The following is a 25,422-nucleotide window of genomic DNA, read 5'->3' as shown; positions in this document are numbered from 1 at the left end:
AAATAGACACATTTACTTTAGATTATTCTGAAAACTTCACAGATTCAACTGGTTTGCCCCTATTTTCACTATAAATCTCTTCATTAACTTCAACGATTCCCAACAAATATTTCAAGGTTTCATCACATTTTCTTGCTAGTTTTAAAAAGAGAATAATACAGGGAGGAGGCAGCTGTATGTGGAGGCTGACAAGGCCGTTTGCATTTAATTTATTTTTACTTCTTTTGTTGCTCCTTCCCATTAATGTCTTTGCCGATGAGTTCGAAGTGGAAGTCGGCCAATCGATCCAGAGCGCTGTCGATAAAGCCGTAAATGGGGACACCATCCTCATCACCCCTGGGTTGTACAAAGAAAGTGTCTTGATCAATAAGGGGATTTTTATAAAAGGAGAAGAGGGAGCAATTATTGATGGCGGTGGAGAAGGGAATGTCATCACGGTAACTGCTTCCAATGTGGTTATTGATGGACTAACAATCCAGAATAGCGGGTCTGAGCAGGAGGATAGCGGAATTTACATCAAAAAAGCAGATAGAATTGTGATTAAAAATAATCAATTGAAGAATGTCCACTATGGAATTTATATAGGAAACAGCAATGAAAGCCAGCTGCTTGATAACAGCATTACAAGCAACAAAGCTCATTTCTCCAAGCGTGGAAACGGCATTCAATTGTTCAAGGGAGGCGGTCATTTTCTGAAAGGAAATGAAATCGCCTATGTACAGGATGGGATTTACTTTGATTTTACCAAAGACATCGAGGTGTCGGAGAATCATGTAAGAGAATCTCGCTATGGAATGCATTTTATGTTCAGTGAGGGGATTTTAGCTGAGAGAAATCTTGTTAAAAAAAATGTGACCGGGTTCATGGTGATGGATTCTGCACATATTGAATTCATAGAAAACAGGGTAACGGATCACTTTCATTTCCGGGGCTATGGAATCTTGATTTATGAAACGAAGAATGTGCTGGTTGAGGGCAATGAAATACTGAGGAACAGCACAGGGCTTTCGCTTGAATACGGGGTAGATACGTTGATCAACAGGAATCAGATTGCCGCTAATCAAGTGGGGCTTGAATTTATGGGCAAGAATGAAAATAACATGTTCTCCGAAAACAACTTTATCGGGAATGTCGTCCAGTCGAAGATTTCCGGGGAAGATATGAGGCTGGATGATGGTGTGAAGGGTAACTACTGGGATGATTACAGCAGTTTTGACCTTTCTGGTGATGGAGTGGGAGAAGAAGCGTACAAGGCTGGTTCACTGTATGATCGACTATTGAGGAAACAGCCGTACTGGCAATTCTTTTTTGAAAGTCCCTCGATCAAGTTGTGGACCAAGGCGGAAGCTTTATTTCCTTCTTTTGGGACAGCAGATGTATATGATGCCCGCCCGTTGGTGGAACCGGTAACTATGCTTCAGGAAGAAGAACAGCGGAGCAAGGACCGAATGATCCCAGGAGTATTAGGCATATTGTTTATTTTGTTCTCGATATTCGCCATTGTGAAAGGAAGGAAACTGCGATGATCAAAAAAATAGGAATTCTGTTGATGATGTCTGTTGGGGTAGTAGCGGGCTGCAGCAACAGTGCGATGGAGCCAGTGGAAATCAACCCTGAAATTGATGTGTGCGAGGTTTGCAATATGGGTCTTGCCCACGAGCATTATGCGACAGAGATTGTCACCGCCGATGGCGAAATATATAAATTTGATGATATTGGCTGTATGGATGAATTCCTGGAAATGGAGCCATTGCTTAAGGAAGAAAGTGAAGCGAAAAAATATGTACGGGACGTGGATACGGGCGAATGGATTGAACTGAAAAAAGCTTATCACGCTTACCATCCGGATTTCTGGACACCGATGGCAAATGGTGTGGTCAGTTTCAAGGACAGGGACAGCGCTGAAAACTATATAAAGGAACAGGGAATGGGCAAAGTGCTGGATTATGAGTCTTTAAAGAAACATGAGTGGAGCTGGGGGCAATGAGGCACATCGCGAGGCAGCAAATGACCTTGATGATGAGAAGCCATTGGCTTGCCGGCTTTGGTTTATTGTTCTCATCCCTGGCCGTGATGGTCGCTTTTCTGGGCAACACAGGGGGAACAGGGTTTGACGGATTTAACAGGATGACGGCCAGCTTGCTGAATATCAATTTACTGCTGATCCCGTTGCTGTCTTTGCTGATTGGCAGCTTGTTTTTGTCAGGTGAAAAGGAAGATCGCGGGCTGACGCTGCTGCTGACATATCCAATTTCGCCATGGGCAGTTATTCTTGGGAAGTATGCAGGTTTGTTTGTTGCAGTCTGGTCTGTATTGACGTTTGGGTATGGTGCAGCATTGCTCGCCATCTTCTTCGCTGGCGGGGGAGTCTCTGTTTCTTTGCTGGTTTTATTTTATGTGTATTCGATTCTGCTGGCGGCCATTTTCCTGTCGCTGGCAATAATGATTGGCATAATGGCCAAAACGCGTTTTCAGGCTCTGGGTATCAGCTTGATTGTCTGGGCCTTCCTAGTGCTTTTCTATGAATTTATCATTATGGGGTTGAGCATGTTCATGATGAAGCAATGGCTGCTGCCAATGCTGACGGTGTCCATTTTTCTCAATCCAGTAGAGTTGATTCGCGTCCAGTCAATTTTGTCCCTGGATGGAGCATCAGTATTCGGGCCGCGACTATATGATTTAACCATCTGGGCAGATGGATTGATAGGCAAAACGCTCTTTATTCTTGCTGTTTTGCTTTGGACGGTACTGCCTGTCCTATACTCTGTGTACAGGACGAAACGGGGGATTGAGGATGAATAGCAAGGAATGGATCAGGATAGAAGGATTGGCAAAACACTATAGTCCGACCAAGAAGATTACTGACATCAGCTTCTCAATCGACAAGCCCGAAATTTTTGCACTCTGCGGTGGAAACGGTGCAGGCAAGAGTACATTAATCAAAATGCTTACAGGGATTATGAAGCCGACTGCGGGCATGGTATTTATGGACGGTAAGCCAGTTGAACCGCAAAGTAAAGAGTTCAAAAAACGATTTTCCTATATGCCGGATGAAATGCTTTTTCCACGCCAGCTGACGGGGTTGGAAGTTTTGACTTTTTTTGCCAGGCTAAGAGGAATAAGCGATGAAAAAGTGGCTGAAGCTCTTCACCAGGTTGGCTTATTTGATGTACGGGATATGCAGATTAAACAATATTCTAAAGGAATGCAGCAGCGCCTTTCGCTTGCGCAGGCGCTATTGCCGGATGTCCCGCTGCGAATTCTCGATGAACCAACCAATGGACTTGATCCACTCTGGGTGTACCGCTTCAAGGAGATCATCCAGGAAGAAAAACGCCAGGGCAGAACGATTTTCTTTACTACCCATATCCTTAGCCTTGTCGAGGAATTGGCTGACAGAGCTGCGTTCATGCAGGAAGGGCATCTGCAGTATTGTGATTCAGTTGAATCCCTAGTACAAACAAACGGTGTATACACGCCACTTGAAAAGGTCTTCTTCAATTAGAGATTAGTTAAATACCAGATGAAAAATCCCGGTGCTGAATTTCACACCGGGATTTCAATTTATTGGTTAGGCTCATTTCTCAAAATTTGTTGCTATTTGACTACAAAAAAAATTTTATGACCAGTTTTCTTGGTAAAGTTGACCCTTTTATGAGAAATGAGCATGGGAAATTTTATTCCGAACTGCAAAATGGCCTTGTATTACGTTAAAATCGGCTTTAGGATTTTAACAACAAACTTTACGAGAACAGCCATTGTTTATTACGTAAGGTTCACCATTAATGACCGCTTTCCTCTTCGCTTTCTCCATCCATTTCGCTGTCCTGATCCTTATCCATGCTGCCGCTATTCATTTTCATTTTTTTCATATAGCGTTCGTTTGCGATTTGGTCGATTTGCTCCCATGTTGCCATGGCTGGATTTTTGCTGCTGTTTTCTGAAATGAATTTCTCGGCGCTATCGTTGTCTTTGAAGAATGCATAGCCGTATTTCATAGGTGTTTTAAGATCTGCTTTTACAGGAATTGCAGAATCAGCTTCGACCCATTCTGAGGTGATATAATCACGTACCCATTTCTCTTCAAATTCTACATCATCACGTCTAGTGATATTTAATAGACAGCCTGAGTCATCAAAGTATACATACTCTCCGTCTTTCGTTTTGGCCTGTGCGGTGAAAACTCCCATTGGATCAGTTTCCCCATATACCTTCATGTTGCAGAATGCACAAACATCGTCAGCACCTGGTTCATGAGGGCCATCTCCATGGTCATCATCATCGTGCTTCACTTCGGTTGCTGCAGTTTCCTGATCGTCTTTTTGTTCATTTTCCGCAGCTTCATCACCGCAAGCAGAAACAATTATCATTAAAAAAAATGCCAACATGATAGCAAATAATTTCTTCATAAAATCTCCTCCTTTGATCGAATTTAATCCTATCAGGGAGTTGTGAGTAAAATGCGAAAAATCGAAGGAAAAAGCGTGAGAAGTATAGTATTTTTTTGACGATTTTGTGACGGTTCTTCAAACGGTATTTCTCTAAAAAAAACAATATATACTTTTGAACATTCATATGAAAGTGGAGAAAAACCATGTTGCGAATGACGTAAAAATAATGCGAGGGTGGGATTGCATCCAGCATGTCAAAACAGAAAATAAGCCTATGAGGCTGTTTTTTAAAAAGTGCTAAAAAGCAAATTAGAAAATACCTGTTCTAAAGCGCCTGTTTCCATTGTAATTTATATAAATACTTAACTGCTAATCCTGTTTTCTGCTGCTCTTAAACTTCATGAAATCCAGGTAATATGCAAAGTCTTCTTTGCTGATTCCGTTTTTTATAGCTTCATCGACGAGTCCAGCCCATTCCTCATCAACAGGCATCCTGGCAGCTTTCATGTTTTGCTGTCCCATCAAGTACTCAACAGTTGTATCTAAATTGTCTGCCAGGCGAGACAATACTTGAAGCGATGGATTTCCCTGGATCCCTCTTTCGATATAACTGAGATAGGATTTGGAAACATTTGCTCTTTCAGAGAGTTCGCTAATGGAATACTTTTTTTCAAGCCTTAAACTTTTAATTTTCTCTCCAACTGTCATAAGAGAATCTCCTTTTTATCATCTAATAATTCATTATAACGAACAAACGGGTTCTTTTAAAAATACAAGAAACTGAGATAAACGGAGGAAATTCTTAAAAAAGAACGATTTTTGTTCTTTTTTAAGAAAATTAGCGATATTTTAGACTTTTTCAGAATTGATACAAATGGACTATACTCGAATGGAATATAGTAACAAATTTCTCTTAAAAGGGGCTTGATGGCCGTGTACAGGAAAAATTGTGATCGCTGCAACCGTCCTTCGTTTAGCAGCAGTGAGGTTGGAGAGTGGCTTTGCCCGATTTGCGGAAATGATTTAACGAGATACCCGTTTTTTAATGCCATCAGTCTTGAGAAAGTGGCAATTTTACCGCACTTAAAAAAGCAAATGTATAAGAAAATGGGGCATCCATAGGAGCAACACAAATTTATGGGGGTTAATTTTAAAAAAGAGTTCAACAATTAGAGCTATAATCTGACAAATATCTTTATGAAAATGGTTATAATTTTCAGATAATAAACCTTTTATGCTATGTTTTTGTAATTGTTTGGAAGAAAAGAGAAGAAATACTTCTGTAGTAGCCGACAAATATTTACATGTTAAATATATAGAACAATGTACAATGACATTGGAAGTGAAAAAGTGAGTAAAAAGATACAGAAAAAGGCAAACTTGTTGAAAAACTAGGACGCAAAGTCACGGATCTAAGGTGCAATGTACTATGATGGCCGGACTGCCTGGAATACTAACTGTATTTTGGGGGGAAGAACTTGATTAAAGAACAGGTAGTTTTCGAAGAACTGGATACAGAATGGATGCAGCTTATAATGGAAGCATTAGAGTTGGGGATAAACAAAGAAGAAATCAGAGAGTTTTTAAGAAGGTCCAACAAATAGGCAAGTGGAACTTTACATAGAAAACGGAATTGCCATCGAGCAGCTCTTTTAGAGGTGCTTTTTATTTTTTTATAAAGGGCCTTTTCGTATATACGGGGTGGGGTGGGAGTTTTATACGAAAAGCCATAAACAATACAAAAACATCGATAATAAAAATGGACAGCGCAGGCTGTCCATTAAGATCTATTTGTTGTGGAGTCTCCATCTATTGAATTCCAGAAACTCACGGAACTGGTCTTTTGTGATACCAGAATCCATTGCTTCTTTTACAAGGTTGACCCAATCAGAATCCATGTTTTCTTTATCAGGTTGTTCATGGATTAGATGGTCTACTGGTACATTCAATACTCCTGCTATCTTTTCTAAAAATTGGATTGAAGGATTTGTTTGAAGGTTTCGCTCCAACGAGCTCAAATATGATTTTGCCACGCCAGCTTGCTCTGCCAGTTCAGATAAGGACATTCTTTTTTCTTGTCGAAGTTTCTTGACGCGTTCACCGATCACTGTTATCCACACACCTTATCAATTTATAGTTATATCATAACAAATCTGATAAAATAGTTCCATATTAAGAACGACTTATAGAACAATTATAACCAACCTTAAAGGTTTTGGAGCCACCTTTATGAAAAATCATGTTGGGAAAAATACTTATCGCTTTTATATCGGTCATTGCGATTACAATTGTACATTATTTTATGAAGATTCTTTGAAAATTAAAAACACCATTGTCAATTGTGTTCAAAAGGGCATAAACAAGGTAAAATGGTAGCAATCAGACAAGGTACGGTGATGTGTTATGCAGAAAAAGTATTTATTGATTTACGAAGAGATTTCGAAACAGATACAGGAAGGAAATTATCCTCCTAAAACGATTTTGCCGTCAGAAAATGAATTTGCGGACATGTACCAAACTTCCAGAGAAACCATCCGTAAGGCACTGAATCTTCTTGCGCAAAATGGATTTATCCAAAAAATTCGCGGCAAGGGTTCACTTGTGCTGGATTTGAAAAGACATCAGTTTCCGATTACCGGCTTGATCAGTTTTAAAGAACTGGCTGAGAATATGGGCGGAAAGGCCAAAACGACTGTTGAAGAGTTTAACCTAGAGCTGGCAGGCCGGGAAATTGCCAGAGAATTGAATGTTGAGGATGATGAAAAGGTTTGGAAGGTAAAAAGAGTACGGCATATTGATGAAGAACGAGTCATCCTCGACAAGGATTTTCTCGTGGAAAAGCATGTGCCAGGACTGTCACGTGTCACTTGTGAAAACTCGATATTTGAGTACATTGAAGGGCAACTGGAGAAAAAAATAAGCTTCGCGAAGAAGGAATTCACAGTAGAAGAACCAAGCATCGAGGACAGAACACTCCTTGAAATGGAAGGATTCAATGCGATTGTCATCGTGAAAAACTATATCTATTTTGATGACGCCACACTGTTCCAATATACCGAGTCAAGGCACCGTCCTGACAAGTTCCGGTTCGTCGATTTTGCCAGACGGATGGATACCCAACAGTCTTTATAAGAAAAAAGAAGCTGCCATTGATCCGGTTAACCGGATCAATGGCAGCTTTTATTTTTAATTGGACAAGCTGATTGCTTAATCCTGGTTTAATGCTTCGGGTATTTCCCGACAAGATGTATGGCGCTGATGATTCTTTTATTGATCCAGGCTCTGTTTTCCTGGGTATTAAGTTGTTCGTAAACCATCTTCCGGCCATCTTCTGTAGTGACGTAGTGACTTGGAAGAGTGTTGAGGCTGATGGCTATGATATCATTCCGGCACTTCTGGCAATTGCAGAAGGTCTGGTAATCAGGGCTCATCATCAACACATTGACGAGAGTGGAAACGACCTCTTCCATTACATTGACATAACTAAATTTCATGGTGCCTTCTCTCCCTATTGATGTCCTAAATTAAATTATAGTTGAATGATGGAAATATAAAATGATTTTTTTATATTTGCTATAAGATAGGTATTTTTGCTTATTTATATACTAAATTATGGAACTTTATATTAGATGTTTTACAAACTGAGGACAGGGAATTTTAATAGTGGAGATTTATAAAAAAGGAGATGTTGAATGTATGGGTAAAAAAATTGCCTGTTTGATAACCGATTTATTTGAAGATGTCGAATATCTTGAGCCATCACGTGCCTTTACTGAAGCTGGCCATGAAGTAGTGACGATTGAAAAGGAACAAGGGAAGACCGTAACGGGAAAACAGGAAAAGGCCGAGGTTAAAATTGATGAAAGCATAGACAACGTCAAGCCGGAAGATTTCGATGCGCTATTCATCCCTGGAGGATTCTCCCCAGACCAGCTGCGTGAAGACGAGCGATTCGTCCAATTTGCCAAGGTATTCATGGCCGAGAAGAAACCAGTCTTCGCCATCTGCCATGGACCGCAGTTGCTGCTTACCGCGAAAACGCTCGAAGGCAGAGGAGCGACCGGCTATAAGTCCATCCGCGTGGATATGGAATATGCCGGAGCAAAATATATGGACAAGGAAGTCGTCGTTTGCTGCAATCAGCTCGTGACCAGCAGGGAACCGAAAGATATCCCGGCGTTTAACCGAGAAGCACTAAAGGTGTTGGAATAATATTGGTGGAGAACCCTTCTGCTGAGGCAGAAGGGTTTTTTATTGTGTGTGAAAACTGGAAAAAAAAACCGTAGAAATACCAGTTCGCTATAAAAAAGAGATTTTCGCTATAAAAATGAAAAAGTCGCTATAAAAATGAGAAAATCGCTATAAAAATGAGAAACTCGCTATAAAAATAAAATTTTCGCTATAAAAAAGTACTTCGAAGATTTGTTATAGGATTCAATGCCAAGAGAAGCGGATTTCCTTGATAAAATCCAGTAAACGAAGGCTATTTTCAATATAGTCTTCGGTGAACCGGTTCATTTTGCGAATTTATTCATATAAGATAATATAGAATTGAATTGATTCGGGGAGATGACGGAATGATTGTTTTAAAATCGGCACGTGAGATTGAAAATATGAAGGCAGCGGGCGAGCTGCTCGCTTCCGTGCATAAAGAGTTGCGCAAATTGATCAAGCCGGGGGTAACCACCTGGAAAATCGACCAGTTTGTCGAGGATTATTTAAAAAAACACGGAGCCACTCCAGAGCAAAATGGCTACCGTAATTATCAATATGCAACATGCGCCAGCATCAATGATGAGGTGTGCCACGGCTTTCCTCGAAAAGAGGCGCTGAACGATGGCGATATTGTCACAATCGATATGGTCGTAAACCTGAATGGAGCGCTGGCTGATTCTGCTTGGAGCTACGCTGTTGGAAATGTGAGCGAACAATCACAAAAGCTGCTTGAAGTGACAAAAGAGGCATTGTATCGCGGCATTGCAGCCTCCGTACCTGGAAATCGGGTAGGCGATATTGGCCATGCGATTCAGTCATATGTCGAGGGAGAAGGATTTTCGGTTGTCCGTGAATTTATTGGCCACGGCATCGGCTCGGTGATTCATGAAAAGCCTGATATCCCGCACTATGGACTGCCAGGCAAAGGGCCAAGGCTGAAGGAAGGAATGGTTTTCACTATTGAGCCAATGGTGAATATCGGCGAATGGAAAACGAAGATGGATTCTAACGGCTGGACAGCAAGAACAGTGGACGGAAAGCTGTCCGCACAGTATGAACATACTATTGCGATCACCAAAGATGGTCCGGTCATTTTGACGGAACAGGATTAACAATGAAGCGGGCTGAACACGAGTTTGGCCCTATTTTTATAAAAGAAATGAAAAAAAATTTCACCCTCAACCAATAAGACTGAAATTCACCGTCATAAAGACTAATAAAAGGAGTCAATAGAATGGCCAGTGAGTTAAATGGGCAAAATGTCATCGTTAAGATTAAAGCTATCTATTCGTCGCTTTCCTCGAAGGAGAAGGCGGTAGCGGATTATATATTGACCAACCCGAAGGAGATCATCCATTTATCAATCACCGAGTTTTCGGAGAATGCATCTGTCGCGGAGGCAACCATTTTCCGTTTTTGCAAAAGGCTGGGATTCAGGGGTTATCAAGCTTTTAAAATTGCCCTGGCGAGTGAAGTTGTGGAACCGATCAAGAATATCCATGAAGAAATTAAGGAAGAAGATCAAGTTGTTACTCTTGCAGAAAAGGTGTTTGCCGGGCATATCGAGGCAATGAAAGGAACGCTCAATCTTCTGGATGAAAAGGTTCTTGAAAGCATTATTGATGTGCTTGCAAAGGCGACAAGGATTGACTTTTACGGATCAGGTGGTTCGTCGGCAATCGCACTCGATGCCTATCATAAATTTCTGCGGACAGGCATCCATTGCAATGCCCACAGTGACGGACACCAGCAAATCATTTCTGCTGCGCTTCTCGGTCCTGGACAGGCGGCCGTTGGTATTTCACATAGCGGCAGCAATAAAGATGTCATAGAAGCACTGAGAATTGCAAAAGCTAATGGAGCAGCGACAATCGCCATCACAAGTCACTTTAAATCTCCTTTATCCAAGGAGGCGGATTACGTTTTGTACACGACCTCACGCGAAACGCTTTTCCGATCTGAGGCATTAGCATCAAGGCTGGTTCAATTAAGTCTGATTGATGTCCTTCATGTAGCGGTTTCAGTACGAAGGCAGGAGCAAACTCTTGATAACTTGCAGAAAATCCGGGAAGCCATTTCGATAAAAAGATATTAGTTTTGAAAATTATTTTCTTGTTTTTAATATACATATGAAAATTTATTTGATATTATCTTTGTATAAAGTTCTTAAACTGTTCGAAAAACCAACAATAAATGCGAAAAGCATTTTTTACAAAAAAAGGAGTGCATCTACGTGAAACTAGGAATGGTTGGCCTTGGCAAAATGGGCTATAATTTGGTATTGAATTTAATGGAAAATGGCCATGAGGTTGTGGCGAACGATATTAATGAGGAAGCAATGCAGAAAATTAAATCAGAAGGTGCTGAGATTGCTGCAGATTATAAAACGATGGTGGACATGCTGCCAAAACCACGTGTGATTTGGCTGATGATCCCTGCTGGAGACCTGATCGACCAGGTAATTGAAAAGTTCACGCCTTTTCTTGAAGAGGGCGACATCCTGATCGATGGCGGAAATTCAAATTACAAGGACACACTACGACGTGCAGAAAAGCTTTCAGCAGCAGGCATTCAATTCATGGATGTCGGAACAAGCGGCGGTATGGAAGGCGCTCGTAACGGTGCCTGCACGATGATCGGCGGCGATGCGGAAGTTTTCGCACATGTAGAACCTATCTTCAAGGACATTTCAATCGAAAAAGGCTACCTCTACACAGGTAAGGTTGGAAGCGGCCACTTCTTGAAAATGGTACACAACGGAATCGAGTATGGCATGATGCAGGCAATTGCTGAAGGGTTCGAAATCCTTGAAAAAAGCCCGTTTGATTATGACTATAAAGAAGTTTCCCGCGTATGGAACCACGGTTCCGTTATCCGCAGCTGGCTGATGGAATTGATGGAAAATGCGTTCTCTAAAGAGCCAAAGCTTGAAAGCATCAAAGGCGTCATGCATTCATCGGGCGAAGGGAAATGGACAGTCGAAACCGCACTGGACCTGCAAACAGCAGCACCAGTCATCGCACTGTCATTAATGATGCGCTACCGCTCACTTGAAGACGATACATTCACAGGAAAAGTCGTCGCTGCACTAAGAAACGAATTTGGCGGCCATGCAGTGGAACGAAAAGAAGATTAAGACTCAGGTTCTCCTCTAAATGAGGGGGCCTTTTTTATTGTAAGGAAATAATAAATATTTTCGTTGTGGATAACTATAAATTGTTTTCTTAATCCAGCTCCAGCGCCTAGCCCCTCGAGACGCTTCGGTCCTGCCAATGAAGTCAAAGAACGACTTCACTGTCAGGCCCTCCAGCGCTTGTCGGGGCTGACCAAGGCGCTTGCGCTTTTTGTTCTACACGTTCATAAAATTATCCTTTTTTGCAAGATGGCTACGTTACTTTTTCCGTTATAGTGGAAGTGAATACTGGAATTGGGGGCGCAGGCTTTGAAAACAAAGTGGTATTTCTTTTTTCTGACAACGATTGCGATTTCGGCTATTATATATGCTTTTTTTGGAGTCAGGGCAGAGGAGCCGGCAGAAATTGGCGTCCTGATGATCGGCGAAAACCGTTATGAGAAGTTCACTGGCCTTGAGGCGGGATTAAAGGATCTCGGATATAGCACTAAGGAAGTTAATTTTACAGTCATGAATGCGCATGATGATGAGGTGCTGATTGACAAGCAAATTCATCAGATGCTTGATAAAAAGCCTGATTTAATTGTTACGCTTGGCGGGATTGAAACCCAGCGGCTGAAAGCAAAAATGGATGAGAAAAGCATTGAAATCCCGGTAGTATTTGCAGGTCTTGCTGCACCAAAGGAACTTGGGTTGATCAAAGATTACAAATCACCAGGAGGACTTTTTACCGGTATCAACAACTATCATGCAAGTATCTCGGGCAAGCGCCTCGAGATGCTAACATCACTTGTTCCCGCTATTGACAGGGTGCATGTTATTTATGACAGCATGATTGATGTCAGCAAATTGAGCCTTGAAGAAACGAGTGTGGCAGCCAGGGAACTGGGGATAACGATTTCCCCATGCGATGCAAGCTCGAAGGAATGCCTCGATACTCTATGGAAAACGGCTGATGATGGAGAAGCAATCCTCGTCCTGCCAAGCTTCAGGATTGAATCTCTTACAGATGAGATTGTGAAGCTGACTGAGGAGAAAAAAATCCCGGCTATGGGATTGTATGATTTTGAAGCGAAAAAAGGGTTGCTTGCGAGCTACGGGTCCAGCTTTTATTCGCAGGGCTACCAGGCATCAAGGTTTGTCAGCCTGATTCTTCAGGGAAACAAGCCGGGGGAATTGCCTGTCGAACTGCCCGATGGCATTCGTTTTGTCGTTAACCAGCAGACGAAGGACTCGCTTGGAGTCACCATTAATCAGGATTTGCTGCATATCGCCGAGCTGATTCACCCTGAAGTACAAGGAGGCAGGAAGCGATGAGAGCACTGATTGATATCATGCATTCGCAGACAATCCGCAACAAGGTCCTCGTATTCGGTGTAGTCATGTCGACGATTCCGTTGCTGCTGATCAGCTTATTTTACTACTCTTTTGTAAAATCGGATCTGGAAACAAGGATTCTGGAAAAACAGCATCTGGTGCTCGAAAATCTATCCCGTGAAATCGATTATGAATTCAGCCAGACATTTCAGCGAATTCATGTCCTCGCATCTCTTAATCTATTAAATGAAAAACAAAGCGCATTATATGAGCTTCTGCAGCAAAGCGAATCAGTCGAGGAGGTCATCATTGCCGATGATAAAGGCTTCGTGGAAAAAAGGGTGTCGCGATACGGGCTCAACATTGCCGGGGATAACGAGCGGTGGTTCACGGATGAAATGTGGTTCCAGCTTCAGACGCTTGACAGGGTCTACGGTCAGGTAGAGTTCAATCAGTACGGCCAGCCTGTTATGAAATTGGCGATCCCTTTTTACGAAGATGAATCGAAAAAAGCAATCGGGGTGGTTGTCCAGCTTCAGAAAATAATCGGGAAAATCTCGTCAATGCGCCAGGACCACTCTTCATATATATACTTAATCGATGATAAAGACCGGGTAATCGCCCACCAGGATTACAGCAAGCTCTGGCAAAAACAGACGTCAGGAAGCCAGGATGAGCTTGGTGTAACGGCTGAGATTGAAGATTTAAACTGGGTGCTGGTGATGGAGCAGCCGAAAACCACGGCTTTTGCCCCAATCAACAGAATGCTGCAAAGCGGCATAGGAGCAGTCGCCTTGCTGATTTTGACAGTCAGCTTGATCAGCGTCTGGGCAGGGCTTTATTTTACCAGGCCAATTGTTTCAATCGACAGGGAAATGAACAATTTGAAGCAAGGCCGGAAGATCAAACCAGTCATGATGAGACGGACCGATGAGTTGGGGAAACTGGCCGACTCCTTCAATGATATGAGTAAGGAGCTGCTGGAAAAATCAAGACTGCTCGAGCAGGAGAAGGAAAGGCTTGATGTCGTTGTCAACGGAATTGGTGCCGGTCTCGCGCTCGTGACCAAAGAGTACCGGATTACCTGGATGAACCCAATTTTAAAAGGGTGGCTGAAGGAGGATCGGTTAACACTGCCTTGTTACGCAGTGATTGGCGGGGAAAATGCTCCTTGCCTGAATTGTCCGATTACCTGTCCGGATCTTGATAAAATTGCCGACGAAGTCATGAAGTTCAAGGACGGTGCGAATGGCGAGCGTATCTTCCGGCACAGAGTGTTCCCGCTTAACCACGCCATCGAGGAAGAAGGTGAATTCCTCGTCGTGCTCGAGGATATCACCGAGCAAAAACAAATGGAAGAAACGATGATCCAAACCGATAAACTGAGCGCGCTTGGCATCATGGCATCGAGCTTCGCCCACGAAGTCAACAATCCGCTGGCAACAATCAATGTTTACGCAGAGGATTTAATTGACAGAATCCAGGCAGGCGACGAGGATCTCGATGAGGACGAAATGGAGCATTATCTTCGTAAAATCAAGGAAAATACCGAGCGCTGCAAACGGATTACTGGAAACCTGCTTAATTTTTCCCGGAAGAATGATTGGACAGAGGACCAAATCCGGGTGAAGGAAATCATCGAAAATAGCGTCAGCCTAGTCGAGCATCAGCTGAAAAAGCAGCGGATCCAGCTTGAACTTCATGTCGCTGAAGGACTGCCGGCTGTGAATGGGGACGGCCTTAAACTCATGCAGGTCATCGTCAACCTGATCAATAACGCAGTCGATGCAATGGAGAGCGAAGGAAGGTTAGTTGTTTCTGCTTCAGAAACCAATGGAGAAGTGGTATCGATCAAAGTCAAAGACAGTGGCCATGGCATCCCTGCCGAAGCGATGGATAAACTGTTCGACCCATTCTTTACGACGAAGCCAATCGGCAAAGGAACCGGCCTTGGCTTGTCAGTATGTTACGGCATCATCCAGCAGTTCGGCGGGTCAATTACGATTGACAGCAAGCCGTCTGAAGGAACGACTGTAGAAATCCAGCTGCCCGCTGAGCGTTCGGTGAAGTCCGGGCATGTCGTGGAAAATAAGGCGGGGAAATCTGAAGTTACAGATGGCTATGGAAACTCAGCACAAGAAACAATGGAGGTGGGCTACGATGTCAGCAACAAGATTGTTAGTCGTTGACGATGAACAGGATTTGCTTGAGCTTTTGGTCAGAAGGCTGAAGCGTAAAGGATTTGACGTGGATAGCGCTGGCACGGCCGAAGATGCCCTTGAACTTGTGAAAAAGAATGAATACGACATCGGTGTCTATGATATCCGACTGCCTGGTATGGACGGGATCGAGCTTTTAAAAGAAACGAAGAAAGTCCAGCCGGATATCGAGGTGCTGATCCTGACCGGGCATGGAACGATAGATACCGCGATTGAAGCCATGAAGGTTGGCGCTTTTGATTATATTACCAAGCCTTATAATCTATCAGAATTGGAGCTGACGATTGGGAAGGCTGCGGAAAATAAAGTACTGAAAGAAAAGAACGACTCTATGAAAAAAATCATCGCTCAACATAATGGCTTCAATATCATTGGTGATAGCGGCAATTTTAAAGAAGTGATAGAGATGACGCGTCGGATTGCTGACAGCGATGTACCCGTTTTGATCGAGGGCGAAAGCGGCACCGGCAAGGAGCTGTTTGCAAAAGCGCTTCATTACTGGAGCTTCCGTGCAGAAGAACCATTCGTGCCGGTCAACTCTGGTGCGCTGCCCGAGCACTTGCTCGAAAGTGAGCTGTTCGGCCATGCCCGCGGTGCTTTTACCGGGGCGAGCCAGGATAAAAAAGGTCTGGTCGAAGCAGCGAAAGGCGGCACACTATTTTTGGATGAGTTGGGCGAAATGCCGCTGGCGCTTCAGGTGAAATTGCTTCGTTTCCTCGAGACCGGGGAATTCCGTCGGGTCGGCGATGTCAGGGAACGGCATGTTAGTGTCCGCGTTGTTGCCGCCACAAATCGAGATATGGAAAAAGAAGTAGCCGAGGGGCGTTTCCGCGAGGATTTATATTACCGTTTGAATGTCGTCAAGCTGACGATTCCGCCGCTGCGTGATCGGAAGGGTGACTTGCCCGCATTGATTGAGCACTTCATCAGGAAAACGAAAGACCCGTCGAAGCGGCTATCGAGCGAAGCTATCGCTGCACTTGAAGATTACGATTTTCCGGGAAATGTTCGTGAGCTAAGCCACCTGATTGAACGCGGCGTTCTGTTATCCAAAGGAAGCATGATCGGAGCTGAGGATTTGTTATTGCCTCATGCTGGTAAAACAAAGGCTGAGACAGAAGTTCGGCTTTCTCCACTATGCTCTTTGGAAGAAGTCGAAAAAGTACACATCGAAAACGCCCTGAAGCAGATGAACTGGAACAAAACAAAGGCGGCCGACGTGCTCGGCATCAGCGTCCGGAACCTTTATCGGAAAATCGACCAATATGGGTTGAAAGAATAGGAAAAGCAGTAAAAACTCAGGCGGCGAACTGGAAAAAAATGCGTGGAATTTCCAGTTCGCCAATAAATTTTGATTTTCGCCAATAAATAGAGTGAAATCGCCAATAAAAGTTTATTTTCGCCAATAAAATGAAAATATCGCCAATAAAATTGTGAACTCCGCCAATAAAAATGTTCACAATTAAATTAGAAGGTAATTTTAGCTGAAATATCGAATTATAAAAGCATTACAAACAAGGAGTGAAGCTTTTGATAGCGAAAAAACGATCCATGCCAAAAGAAGTCAAGGTTTATGAGGCAATTGTAAGGCGATTACCGTTAAATCACCCACGAAAAGCAGAATTTGAGAACAAGTTATCTAGAAAACGAGCTGGATTCAAAGGTGAAAAAGAATTAGATTACCATATATCACAAATCGACCACTCTAAATTAACAATCTTGCATGATTTAAGAATCCCCTTCAATGACACACACTTCCAAATTGACTCCTTATTAATCTCAAACTCATTAATCATACCAATTGATTCAAAATACTATGCAGGAACGCTGGAGTTTTATCCTGAATTCAATCAAATGATCCAATATTTAAATGATAATGAAAAGGTATACCCAGATCCCGTTCTCCAGACGAAAATACAAGCACGTCAACTGAAAGCATTTCTAATCAGTCATCAATATTCACCGCCTCCGTTAGAACCGTTCGTTGCCATCACCCATTCACAAGCCATCATCAAAAATCCAACCCAAAGTAAAGAAATTAGCCAAAGAGTGTTCAAGTCCCCCGGCATCTTCTATAAAATCAATCCTTACCTTGAAAGATATCAAAAAGAGATAATATCGGACCAAGAGGCTAAAAAAATAGTTAAGCTTTTACTCAAAAAACATAAACCATATATCCCCGACTTAAAAACACTGAATATCTCGCATGTTGATATCCAGAAAGGAGTGGAGTGCCCAAGCTGCAATACAATTGGCATGGAAAAGTTTCATAGTCTATGGGGGTGTAAGAGATGCGGCCACACATCAAAGGATGCCCATGTTGCTGCTTTAAAAGATTACTTTCTTATTAATGGACAGACGATTACTAACGGACAATTCAGGGATTTTCTTGGGATTTCCTCGATTCACCAGGCGAGGAGAATGCTGTCACAGCTGGACCTGAACATATCAGGAGAAAAGAAAGGAAGAGTCTATACTCCAGGTAAAAGCTTTCCGTTATGGGATTGATCACTCTCCTTCCCAGCCATCTCTGTCCACCAGAGAAAGGTCACATGCCATTCAGAATCCAGATAAAACATCATGCCATTCCTGCACATCAGATACAATATCATGCCATCCCCGCACACCATGCCAAAATGTCACATGCCAAAATTGCAATACCATGTCAAAATGTCACACAACCAGCGGCTGATCCCGAACCAAAAATTCGGTTTCAGCCGCTTTTTCGCGTTCACAAAGATGTCACCGAATTCCACACCCTTACTCCCACAAGCAATCCACCAGGTCACACTCCTAAAAACCAACCATGCCAAAAAAGTTGGCACGCAGCTTGCATTATAAATAAGTAAGAAAAAATAAAAAGGATGTGGCATTATGCTATCCAATATTGGCATTCCAGGTTTGATTTTAATCCTCACATTGGCGTTGATCATCTTCGGTCCGAAGAAGCTGCCTGAAATCGGCAGGGCGTTCGGCCAGACGCTGAAGGAATTTAAGAAATCGACTCGTGAACTGACAAGCGATATTACTGACGATATCGCAGATGACATCAAAGAAATAAAGGAAATCAAAAAAGAAATCTAAACGCATAAAAAGAGGTGAGTGGAAATGGGTCTTTTTTCAAATGAGAAAAAGGTAGATTACGATAAAATCGTCGACAAGATGCTGCCTGATGCAAAAAAGGAAATGGATGAATCACAGTATGACACAGAGCTTGGCTTGAATATGGCGCGTGATGCCAGGAAGGTCATCAGTGGAAAATTGAAAATTGAAGACTTCCATAAAGTCTATTCTTCATCACTGACTAAGGAATTCGGCAACTATTACGCATCAGCAGATGGTCCAGACATCAGGAAGGGTGATGGCCCGAAATGGGCGATGGTCATCGACTTGAAGAAATGCGTCGGCTGCGATACTTGTACGGTCAGCTGTAAGGCTGAGAACAGGACGCCGCCGGGAATCTCTTACAACGTGGTAATGGAATCGCTTGAAGGCGAGTTCCCGAACATCAAGGCTGTCAACCTTCCAAGGCCATGCATGCAGTGTGACAAACCGGCATGTGCACAGGTTTGCCCGACGAGAGCAACTTATAAAATGGAGAATGGAATTGTCGCGATCGACAATGACCGCTGCATCGGCTGCCGTTACTGCATCGTTGCTTGTCCGTATGGAGCGCGTTCCTTCGATTTCGGTGATAGCTATGAACAGGAAATGCAGGGTGCGAATGATGTAACAAGCCCTGAATATGGCGTCGAACGCGGCAACCGTGAAAAAGGCAAGACACCAATCGGCACGGTCCGTAAATGCAGCTTCTGCTTCCACCGTTTGCAAAGAGGCGAAGAGCCGGCATGCGTGGAAACCTGCATTGGCGATGCTCGCTTCTTCGGCGACATCAGCGATCAGAACAGTGTTGTATCAAAGCTTGCTGCGAGTCCTAGAGCATTCCGCCTGAAGGAAGAGCTAGGAACGCATCCGAATGTTATTTACTTAAGATAGGAGGGGAATGGCGATGGCCAATCTTGCGGTTGATTTAAAAGAGAAAAGTACATCAAAAACGAAAATAAATCTGCAAGTATCAAAAGCTTTTAAAATATGGATATCTGCTCTGACAATTGCATTCTTGATAGGCGGGTATTTCATCGTTGAACGTTTCGTCACAGGCCTGGCAGCAACGAATCTTTCCAGTATTACTCCATGGGGAGCCTGGATCGCTTTCTACATTTTCTTCGTCGGCCTCAGTGCAGGTTCGTTCCTGCTGTCGACGTTGATCTACGTTTTCGGGATGGAAGAATACGAGAGAGTCGGAAAGGCGGCACTTTTTACAGCGATTGTCTGTATGATTGTCGCGCTGACATTCGTCCTGATGGATCTTGGACGTCCGGAGCGGATGCTCAATGCGATCATCTACTGGAATGTCACTTCGCCGCTTGCATGGGAAGTCCACTTTTATCTCGTATACATCGGTCTTTTAGCAGTGGAACTGTACATCGCGATGAGGGAAGACCTTGTACGCGCTGCTAAAACGAACACAATGAAGGGGTTTGTAGCAAAATTGATCACCTTCAAAAATGCAACAATCAACGCTGCAACAAAAAAGCGTGACCACATGTGGATGAAAATCCTCGGTACGATCGGGATCCCGCTTGCGATTCTCGGCGTACACGGAGGAACAGGAACCATCTTCGCAGTTGTAAAAGCAAGACCGGCATGGCATACAGCTTTATTCCCAATCATCTTCGTCGTATCAGCGATGGTTTCGGGAACGGCCCTACTTTTAGCGATGTACATCATCAAGAAAAAGGTGCAGAAGCAGCCAATTGATCAAGGCATGGTTGTATCGCTGGCAAAATTGATGGTCGGCTTTTTGATCATCGACCTTGGCCTTCAATTCTATGAATATCTGATCGGCTGGTACGGTCTTGAGGCAGAGCACCTCGATACACTTGCAACGATGATGGCCAGTGAAAAAGCCTGGTCCTTCTGGATTGTGCAAATGCTTCTTGGAGCAGTCATACCAATCACAATTGTTTTCTGGAAAAAAACAAGCCAAAACGTCAATGCACTGCTCGCAGCCGCTGTCCTGATTGTCATCGGAATTATCGGCGTCCGCTTCAATATTGTTGTCCCTCCGCTAGTCACACCGGTTTTTCACGAACTTCCGTGGGGCAATTACGCACCGACAATCAAGGAATGGATGGTAAGTGTCGGCGTTGTCGCTATGGGACTATTAATCTATTCATTCGGCGAGCTGCTTCTGCCAATCGAAGAAACTTCTGACGAGGTGAGCCATAATGGAAAATAAACCAATGAAACGGCGTGGATTTTTAAAAGCGCTCGGAACGCTCGGGGCGGTCGCGTTTGTCGGTCCGGCATTCGTTGGGCCAATCAAGCAGGTAATGGGCGATGTCTGGATCGATTCCCCGCACGGAACCGGCACCGATTACCAGGACTATACAGCTGAAAATGTCATCTTCACATCATGCCAGCAATGTAATGCGACATGTACGATTAAAACTTATATCACTGCCGGGGCGGTGGGCGGAGCTTATTCTTCCATTGTCCGCAAGATTGCCGGTAACCAGTACAGTCCGATCAACATGGTGCAAATCGGGCATATCAACTACGATACTCCGGTATCACAGGCTGTAAAGGGAACTGGAGATGTCGCAAAAATGGGTCGCGGCCTCCGCGGTGGACGTACTTGCTTGAAAGGGCAGGCCGGCATCCAGACGAACTACGACACATTCAGGGTCCAAAAGCCATTGAAGCGTGTGGGCGAGAGGGGAAGCGGCGTCTGGAAAACAGTCAGCTGGGAAGAGGCTTACAAGGAAATCCTTGGGGGCAGTAAAGATCTTGGCACACCTGGGTTGAAAGAAATGTGGAAATACGTACCGGAAGCAGCGGTCATGGCTGATTGGGATAAGCTGAAAGCCGGAGAGATGACAAAGGCTGAATTTGATAAAAAATACAAGGATGTCCTGATTGATACAAACCATCCTGACCTTGGGCCGAAAGCGAACCAGATTGCTGTTATGGCCGGGCACAGGCGTGAATTCATCGAACGCCTGGCAGCGAACAGCTTAGGTACGGCGAACTACTATGATCACGGCGGTTATTGCGGAATCACAAGCGTAATGGGAAATGTCCGCTCACATGATGCTGAAAAGCCGAAAAAACGGATGATCCCGGATTATGATAATGCAGAAATGGTCATCGTCTGGGGAACAAACCCGATGGTGGCAAACCGTGGGCCGACTACATTTGCTCCACAAATCACGAACGCGATCGACCGCGGCATGAAAATGGTCGTCATCGATCCACGCTTCAGCAAGACTGCTGAGAAAGCTCATGTCTGGGTTCCGGTAAAACCGGGCGGTGACGGTGCGCTTGCGATGGCAATGTGCCGCTGGATTATTGAAAACAACCGCTACGATGATATTTATCTTCGGAATCCGAACCAGGAAGCGGCGAATGAAGATGGCGAAACAACCTGGAGCGATGCATCCTTCCTTGTCAATGTCGGGGAAAAGAAACGCCCATTCGTCCGTGCACAGGATCTTGGAATCGGCGGCGAGGAGTTTGTGGTCATCGAAAATGGCAAGCCAGTTTCCCATGCGAAAGCAAGAAACGGCGATCTTGATGTTGATACGACAATCAATGGCATCAAAGTAAAATCCGTCTTCAGGATTTTTAAAGACAGAGTCATGGAAAAATCAATAGAAGAATATGCAAAGCAGGCAGATGTGCCGGTTGATCAGATTGTCCAGATCGCACGTGAGTTCACATCCCACGGCAAGAAGGTCGGTATCCATTCTTACCGCGGGCCGGCGATGCACACGAATGGCTATTACAGCGTGAGGGCGATCAATATGCTCAACCACCTTGTCGGCAACCACGACTGGAAGGGCGGCGACACAGTGCTTGGAGCCAAGTACAAAGCAACCGAAGGACGATACGATCTTGCAACCGTACCGAATGCGAACAAAGGCTGGGGAATCCCGGTCACACGGCATAAAGTTCCTTACGAAAAAACATCATTATTCGCAAAAGATGGCTATCCGGCGAAGCGTCCTTGGTATCCGTTTGGCAATAAACTGATCCATGATGTCCTGCCAAGCTCAGCTGAAGGCTATCCATACAAAATCAGGGCATTGCTGATTAACAGGACCTCACCGGTCATGGCCGGACCGAGATCAGAAATGCAGGCCAAGTTCATCAGGGACCCAAAAGTTGTTGAACTGGTTGTAGCATCTGATGTGGTCATCGGTGAAACTTCCAAATATGCAGACTTCATCTTGCCGGACCTTGCTTACCTTGAAAGCTGGAACGCGGAGGATATCTTCCCGATCCTGAAGCATAAATTCGCCGGTGTCATCCAGCCGGTGACGAGAGTAGTTCCTGACGCGCGTCCAACTGAACAGGTGTACATCGATTTGCTAAAAGGTTTGGGCCTGCCAGGTGTTGGCGACAATGCTCTGGCTGACGGATCGGCGATACACACGCCTGAAGACTACTACTTAAAACGGATTGCAAACATTGCCTTTGATGGCCAGAAACCAGTAAAGGACGCAAATGCCGAAGAGCTGACGATTTTTGAAAAAGCAAGACAGAAAGCGCTCGGTAAATATTTTGACATCCAGAAGCTGAAAGATGCTGTTAAACCAGATGAATGGAAGAAAGTCGTCTATGTATTGAATCGGGGCGGACGCTTTGAGGCAGCAGGCGATGAATATATCGGCAACAAGCTCAAGTATCAGTGGGCAAAACAGGTTTATTTTTACGATGAAAAAGCTGCAGGCTTCAAGAGTGCCTACACAGGCAAGTTCTTTGAAGGCGTACCGGTAGCGGAGGAAATCAAGACATACGACGGAGAAGTCTACAAGCCAAACAAGCCGCTGCAGTTTATCAACTGGAAATCACGGAATATGGCAACCCATCGGACCGAAGGCAATGCATGGCTGCGTGAAATCAAGCCGGAAAACTATCTTTGGATCAATCCAATCGACGCGAAGAAAAAAGGCATCAACACGGATGATGAAATCTATATTTCATCCAATAACTCAAAAGTAAAAGGCCGGGCGCTTGTGACACCGGGAATCAAGCCAGGAGTGGTAGGAGCAAACTTCAGCTTCGGACATGATGCTTATGGTTCAAAAGCAGTCAAAGTCGACGGCAAAACAATCGAGCCCGCAGGAAAATATGGCCACACAGACTACGAATTCAATAAGCCGCTGCATGAAGAGTCAGGTTATGCAAAACCGCGCGGACTGGGCTTCTCAGTCAATGCATTGTCTGACCGCGATGGCAGCTATTTCGAAGGCTACCTTGCAGACTTGCTGATTGGCGGTCCAGCACAGCAGGACGTATTCGTAGACGTGGATAAAGCATAACATCATCGGGGGTGCCTTGATGGGCCCCTCGAAATTTCTTGAAAAATGAAGGTGGAGACAATGATGGAAGAACGATATGGAAAGCTCGCAATCGCGAATATCATGACAAGCATCTGGCTTGGGGAATGGGATACCTATGAAGCATTCATGAATGACGTCCCTGAAGAAATGCGGGAGGAGCTTACATTTCATTCATTTTACAATCGGGATGAAGTGCAGCTCTGGTATGACAATCACTTTTTCATACCTGGAGATCACTTTGTCTCCCCTTATTTTTCATCATATACGAAAAATAATGAAGATGAAGAAGCTCGCAGGCATGAACTCCTTTGCCTGATTGGTCTTTATGAAAAAACAGCATTTTATTTCCCGCTAGAAAATGACCGGCTGCCAGACCATTTCGGCAGCACAACCGCATTCATCAGCTCGATTTTACAGGGAGAGATCAAAGCGGAACAAGAGGGCGACCTCGAACACCTTCAACAGCTGGAAGATATCGAAGCGGAAATGATGACAAGGTTCATCAGGCCAGTCCTCAAACCACTGATTGAAAATGCCGAAGCAAAAATCAATCATCCATTCTTTAAAGAGTTCCTGAGCTTTTATGCAGAAATGATGAGTGAAGGCTGGGTGGAGGCAGCGTGAATCATGAAAAAAGGTCCTCAGATTTGAGGACCTTTTCGCTTATCTCGACCAGATGATCTTTTCTTACTTATTTTGCTTGAACAAATCAATGAACGCTTGGTAAAACTCTACTCCTTGATAAAACATAAAGCCAAACGCCGTCAGGGAAAAGAAGCCAATCATTAAAAATCGAAACCACATGTCCATTCCTCCTAGATATTTTTAATTTGGGATATCTAGGAGACTTGATCACATAATTCGATTGGAAAAAAACAGCCGTCAAGAAGGAAAATAGGCTAACGACCCTATTTACCCGGACATCTATTCGTGCGAAGAGCAGGGTCAAATGAAGAAGGACAACCGTACTTGCGAAGAACGGGATTTTCTTTTCATTAAAATCGGGACCAGGGAGTTCTTCGTGAACTTGTTCTATAGGAAGAATCCCTTTCGATTTGCCAGCAAATGTTGAAATTCTTTCGGCGGGAAGGGTTCCGTGACCAAGCAGTAGCAGGATAAACAGGCTGAGTACCGACACAGTCAGCTTTTTCACCGTTCCTCACTCCCCTTAAAAAGTAGTAACACTATCGTATAACAATATATGCATAGTGGAAACAAAAAAGTTTTGACATTTTTCTCGGAAGAACAAAAAGCGCAAGCGCCTCGTTCAGCCCCGATAAGCGCTGGAGAGCCGCCAAATGAAGTCGTTCTTTGACTTCAATGGGCGGATCGAAATAGAAATGTATAGCCGACTGTCCAGAANNGATTAAGAAAACTACATGCAGTTATCTACACCTAAATAATTTTATAATTTCCTTAACAATTAAAAAACAGGCACCTTATTCAGTGCCTGCTGCAATTACTGCTTTCTTAAGTTACCGAGCTCTTCAGCGATCGCTTGCATTTCATTCGGGCTGAAGTTGTTCTTTCTCATGATCATATCATAGATTTCTTTTAACTCTTCATACATATCGCCGTCAAAATGCGTTGATTTAATTGCACCAAGGTTCATGAACTTCAATTTTTCTTTGATTTTTTCAATCATGAAATCAACGTTTTCAGGGGAATTCTTAGTTAGGTCCACTCCGTTCATCCTTTCAATGGTTGTACAACCATCTTTCCACGTTGTGCTAAAA

Annotated in this window: 27 protein-coding genes and 1 riboswitch; of the genes, 20 read left to right on the top strand and 7 right to left on the bottom strand. The window is 43.9% G+C overall.

Going from position 1 to position 25,422, the window contains the following annotated elements; translation table 11 throughout:
- The first annotated feature begins 176 nt into the window (after positions 1 to 176).
- Genes nosD through J7E32_RS12855 form a run of 4 tightly spaced genes read left to right on the top strand, consistent with a single transcriptional unit; the run spans position 177 to position 3,505 of the window.
- Positions 177 to 1,526, top strand: coding sequence for a nitrous oxide reductase family maturation protein NosD (gene nosD, locus J7E32_RS12870; RefSeq protein WP_214907881.1), 1,350 nt, complete (start codon positions 177 to 179; stop codon positions 1,524 to 1,526).
- Entirely contained in the window at positions 1,523 to 1,987 is a 465-nt protein-coding gene (locus tag J7E32_RS12865; RefSeq protein WP_214907880.1) for a nitrous oxide reductase accessory protein NosL, read from the top strand. The genes nosD and J7E32_RS12865 overlap by 4 nt, the downstream gene beginning before the upstream one ends.
- Positions 1,984 to 2,802, top strand: coding sequence for an ABC transporter permease (locus J7E32_RS12860; protein WP_214907878.1), 819 nt, complete (start codon positions 1,984 to 1,986; stop codon positions 2,800 to 2,802). The genes J7E32_RS12865 and J7E32_RS12860 overlap by 4 nt, the downstream gene beginning before the upstream one ends.
- Positions 2,795 to 3,505, top strand: a complete 711-nt coding sequence (locus J7E32_RS12855) for an ABC transporter ATP-binding protein (RefSeq protein WP_214907876.1) — start codon at positions 2,795 to 2,797, stop codon at positions 3,503 to 3,505. Before J7E32_RS12860 ends, J7E32_RS12855 begins: the two co-directional genes overlap by 8 nt.
- Before the next feature lie 277 nt (positions 3,506 to 3,782).
- Here the strand turns inward: J7E32_RS12855 and J7E32_RS12850 are convergent, their stop codons facing one another.
- Together J7E32_RS12850 and J7E32_RS12845 are read right to left on the bottom strand one after the other, a co-directional pair.
- A complete protein-coding gene (locus J7E32_RS12850) occupies positions 3,783 to 4,409 on the bottom strand; it encodes a nitrous oxide reductase accessory protein NosL (protein WP_214907874.1) in 627 nt (208 codons plus the stop codon).
- A gap of 351 nt (positions 4,410 to 4,760) precedes the next feature.
- Positions 4,761 to 5,099: a helix-turn-helix domain-containing protein gene (locus tag J7E32_RS12845; RefSeq protein WP_214907872.1), complete on the bottom strand. Its 339-nt coding sequence runs from the start codon at positions 5,097 to 5,099 to the stop codon at positions 4,761 to 4,763.
- A gap of 225 nt (positions 5,100 to 5,324) precedes the next feature.
- Here J7E32_RS12845 and J7E32_RS12840 point away from each other — a divergent pair, with 225 nt between their 5' ends.
- Complete coding sequence (locus J7E32_RS12840) at positions 5,325 to 5,513, top strand: hypothetical protein (RefSeq protein ID WP_214907870.1); 189 nt, start codon at positions 5,325 to 5,327, stop codon at positions 5,511 to 5,513.
- Between the two features lie 241 nt (positions 5,514 to 5,754).
- Positions 5,755 to 5,840, top strand: a riboswitch (cyclic di-GMP riboswitch).
- 29 nt (positions 5,841 to 5,869) lie between these two features.
- On the top strand, positions 5,870 to 5,995 hold the full coding sequence (locus J7E32_RS12835; RefSeq protein ID WP_214907868.1) for an anti-repressor SinI family protein: 126 nt from the start codon (positions 5,870 to 5,872) through the stop codon (positions 5,993 to 5,995).
- Between the two features lie 183 nt (positions 5,996 to 6,178).
- Here the strand turns inward: J7E32_RS12835 and J7E32_RS12830 are convergent, their stop codons facing one another.
- Positions 6,179 to 6,499, bottom strand: coding sequence for a helix-turn-helix domain-containing protein (locus J7E32_RS12830; RefSeq protein WP_214907949.1), 321 nt, complete (start codon positions 6,497 to 6,499; stop codon positions 6,179 to 6,181).
- 295 nt (positions 6,500 to 6,794) lie between these two features.
- On the opposite strand from J7E32_RS12830, the gene treR reads away from it, so the two are divergent.
- A complete protein-coding gene (gene treR / locus J7E32_RS12825; RefSeq protein WP_214907866.1) occupies positions 6,795 to 7,523 on the top strand; it encodes a trehalose operon repressor in 729 nt (242 codons plus the stop codon).
- An 86-nt stretch (positions 7,524 to 7,609) separates the two neighbouring features.
- Here the strand turns inward: treR and J7E32_RS12820 are convergent, their stop codons facing one another.
- Entirely contained in the window at positions 7,610 to 7,885 is a 276-nt protein-coding gene (locus J7E32_RS12820) for a late competence development ComFB family protein (protein ID WP_226677898.1), read from the bottom strand.
- A 202-nt stretch (positions 7,886 to 8,087) separates the two neighbouring features.
- On the opposite strand from J7E32_RS12820, the gene J7E32_RS12815 reads away from it, so the two are divergent.
- From J7E32_RS12815 to gnd, 4 genes are all read left to right on the top strand, one after another.
- Positions 8,088 to 8,603, top strand: coding sequence for a type 1 glutamine amidotransferase domain-containing protein (locus tag J7E32_RS12815; RefSeq protein WP_214907864.1), 516 nt, complete (start codon positions 8,088 to 8,090; stop codon positions 8,601 to 8,603).
- A 365-nt stretch (positions 8,604 to 8,968) separates the two neighbouring features.
- Positions 8,969 to 9,718 (top strand): type I methionyl aminopeptidase, encoded by a 750-nt coding sequence (map, locus tag J7E32_RS12810; protein ID WP_214907862.1) that lies wholly within the window; start codon positions 8,969 to 8,971, stop codon positions 9,716 to 9,718.
- Between the two features lie 122 nt (positions 9,719 to 9,840).
- Complete coding sequence (locus J7E32_RS12805; protein ID WP_214907860.1) at positions 9,841 to 10,701, top strand: MurR/RpiR family transcriptional regulator; 861 nt, start codon at positions 9,841 to 9,843, stop codon at positions 10,699 to 10,701.
- A gap of 138 nt (positions 10,702 to 10,839) precedes the next feature.
- Positions 10,840 to 11,742, top strand: a complete 903-nt coding sequence (gene gnd, locus J7E32_RS12800) for a phosphogluconate dehydrogenase (NAD(+)-dependent, decarboxylating) (RefSeq protein ID WP_214907858.1) — start codon at positions 10,840 to 10,842, stop codon at positions 11,740 to 11,742.
- A gap of 15 nt (positions 11,743 to 11,757) precedes the next feature.
- On the opposite strand, the gene J7E32_RS12795 is transcribed toward gnd, so the two are convergent.
- Positions 11,758 to 11,901 carry a hypothetical protein gene (locus J7E32_RS12795; RefSeq protein WP_214907856.1) on the bottom strand — a complete coding sequence of 48 codons (144 nt, stop codon included), beginning with the start codon at positions 11,899 to 11,901 and terminating at the stop codon, positions 11,758 to 11,760.
- A 147-nt stretch (positions 11,902 to 12,048) separates the two neighbouring features.
- On the opposite strand from J7E32_RS12795, the gene J7E32_RS12790 reads away from it, so the two are divergent.
- The 9 genes from J7E32_RS12790 to J7E32_RS12750 all read left to right on the top strand — a co-directional run bounded on the left by J7E32_RS12790 (position 12,049) and on the right by J7E32_RS12750 (position 24,310).
- Entirely contained in the window at positions 12,049 to 13,056 is a 1,008-nt protein-coding gene (locus J7E32_RS12790) for an ABC transporter substrate-binding protein (RefSeq protein WP_214907854.1), read from the top strand.
- On the top strand, positions 13,053 to 15,245 hold the full coding sequence (locus tag J7E32_RS12785; RefSeq protein WP_214907852.1) for an ATP-binding protein: 2,193 nt from the start codon (positions 13,053 to 13,055) through the stop codon (positions 15,243 to 15,245). Before J7E32_RS12790 ends, J7E32_RS12785 begins: the two co-directional genes overlap by 4 nt.
- The gene (locus J7E32_RS12780) at positions 15,217 to 16,557 is read left to right on the top strand and encodes a sigma-54-dependent transcriptional regulator (RefSeq protein ID WP_214907851.1); all 1,341 of its coding nucleotides are present in this window, start codon (positions 15,217 to 15,219) and stop codon (positions 16,555 to 16,557) included. The genes J7E32_RS12785 and J7E32_RS12780 overlap by 29 nt, the downstream gene beginning before the upstream one ends.
- Positions 16,558 to 16,805: 248 nt before the next feature.
- Entirely contained in the window at positions 16,806 to 17,783 is a 978-nt protein-coding gene (locus J7E32_RS12775) for a nuclease-related domain-containing protein (RefSeq protein WP_214907850.1), read from the top strand.
- Between the two features lie 366 nt (positions 17,784 to 18,149).
- Entirely contained in the window at positions 18,150 to 18,359 is a 210-nt protein-coding gene (tatA, locus tag J7E32_RS12770) for a twin-arginine translocase TatA/TatE family subunit (protein ID WP_041967698.1), read from the top strand.
- A 24-nt stretch (positions 18,360 to 18,383) separates the two neighbouring features.
- The gene (locus J7E32_RS12765; RefSeq protein ID WP_214907849.1) at positions 18,384 to 19,271 is read left to right on the top strand and encodes a 4Fe-4S dicluster domain-containing protein; all 888 of its coding nucleotides are present in this window, start codon (positions 18,384 to 18,386) and stop codon (positions 19,269 to 19,271) included.
- 13 nt (positions 19,272 to 19,284) lie between these two features.
- Positions 19,285 to 20,577, top strand: a complete 1,293-nt coding sequence (gene nrfD, locus J7E32_RS12760) for an NrfD/PsrC family molybdoenzyme membrane anchor subunit (RefSeq protein WP_214907848.1) — start codon at positions 19,285 to 19,287, stop codon at positions 20,575 to 20,577.
- A complete protein-coding gene (locus J7E32_RS12755; protein ID WP_214907847.1) occupies positions 20,567 to 23,665 on the top strand; it encodes a molybdopterin-dependent oxidoreductase in 3,099 nt (1,032 codons plus the stop codon). The genes nrfD and J7E32_RS12755 overlap by 11 nt, the downstream gene beginning before the upstream one ends.
- Positions 23,666 to 23,725: 60 nt before the next feature.
- Positions 23,726 to 24,310 (top strand): molecular chaperone TorD family protein, encoded by a 585-nt coding sequence (locus J7E32_RS12750; RefSeq protein ID WP_214907846.1) that lies wholly within the window; start codon positions 23,726 to 23,728, stop codon positions 24,308 to 24,310.
- A gap of 85 nt (positions 24,311 to 24,395) precedes the next feature.
- On the opposite strand, the gene J7E32_RS12745 is transcribed toward J7E32_RS12750, so the two are convergent.
- Together J7E32_RS12745 and J7E32_RS12740 are read right to left on the bottom strand one after the other, a co-directional pair.
- Positions 24,396 to 24,839 (bottom strand): hypothetical protein, encoded by a 444-nt coding sequence (locus J7E32_RS12745; protein ID WP_214907954.1) that lies wholly within the window; start codon positions 24,837 to 24,839, stop codon positions 24,396 to 24,398.
- Between the two features lie 306 nt (positions 24,840 to 25,145).
- Positions 25,146 to 25,370 carry a DUF1128 domain-containing protein gene (locus tag J7E32_RS12740; protein ID WP_214735667.1) on the bottom strand — a complete coding sequence of 75 codons (225 nt, stop codon included), beginning with the start codon at positions 25,368 to 25,370 and terminating at the stop codon, positions 25,146 to 25,148.
- Positions 25,371 to 25,422: the final 52 nt, after the last annotated feature.

The sequence above is a fragment of the Bacillus sp. ISL-55 genome (genome assembly GCF_018613155.1).
In the GTDB taxonomy this organism is placed as follows: Bacteria; Bacillota; Bacilli; order Bacillales; family Cytobacillaceae; genus Mesobacillus.
This window is presented reverse-complemented; position numbering and strand designations above follow the sequence as displayed.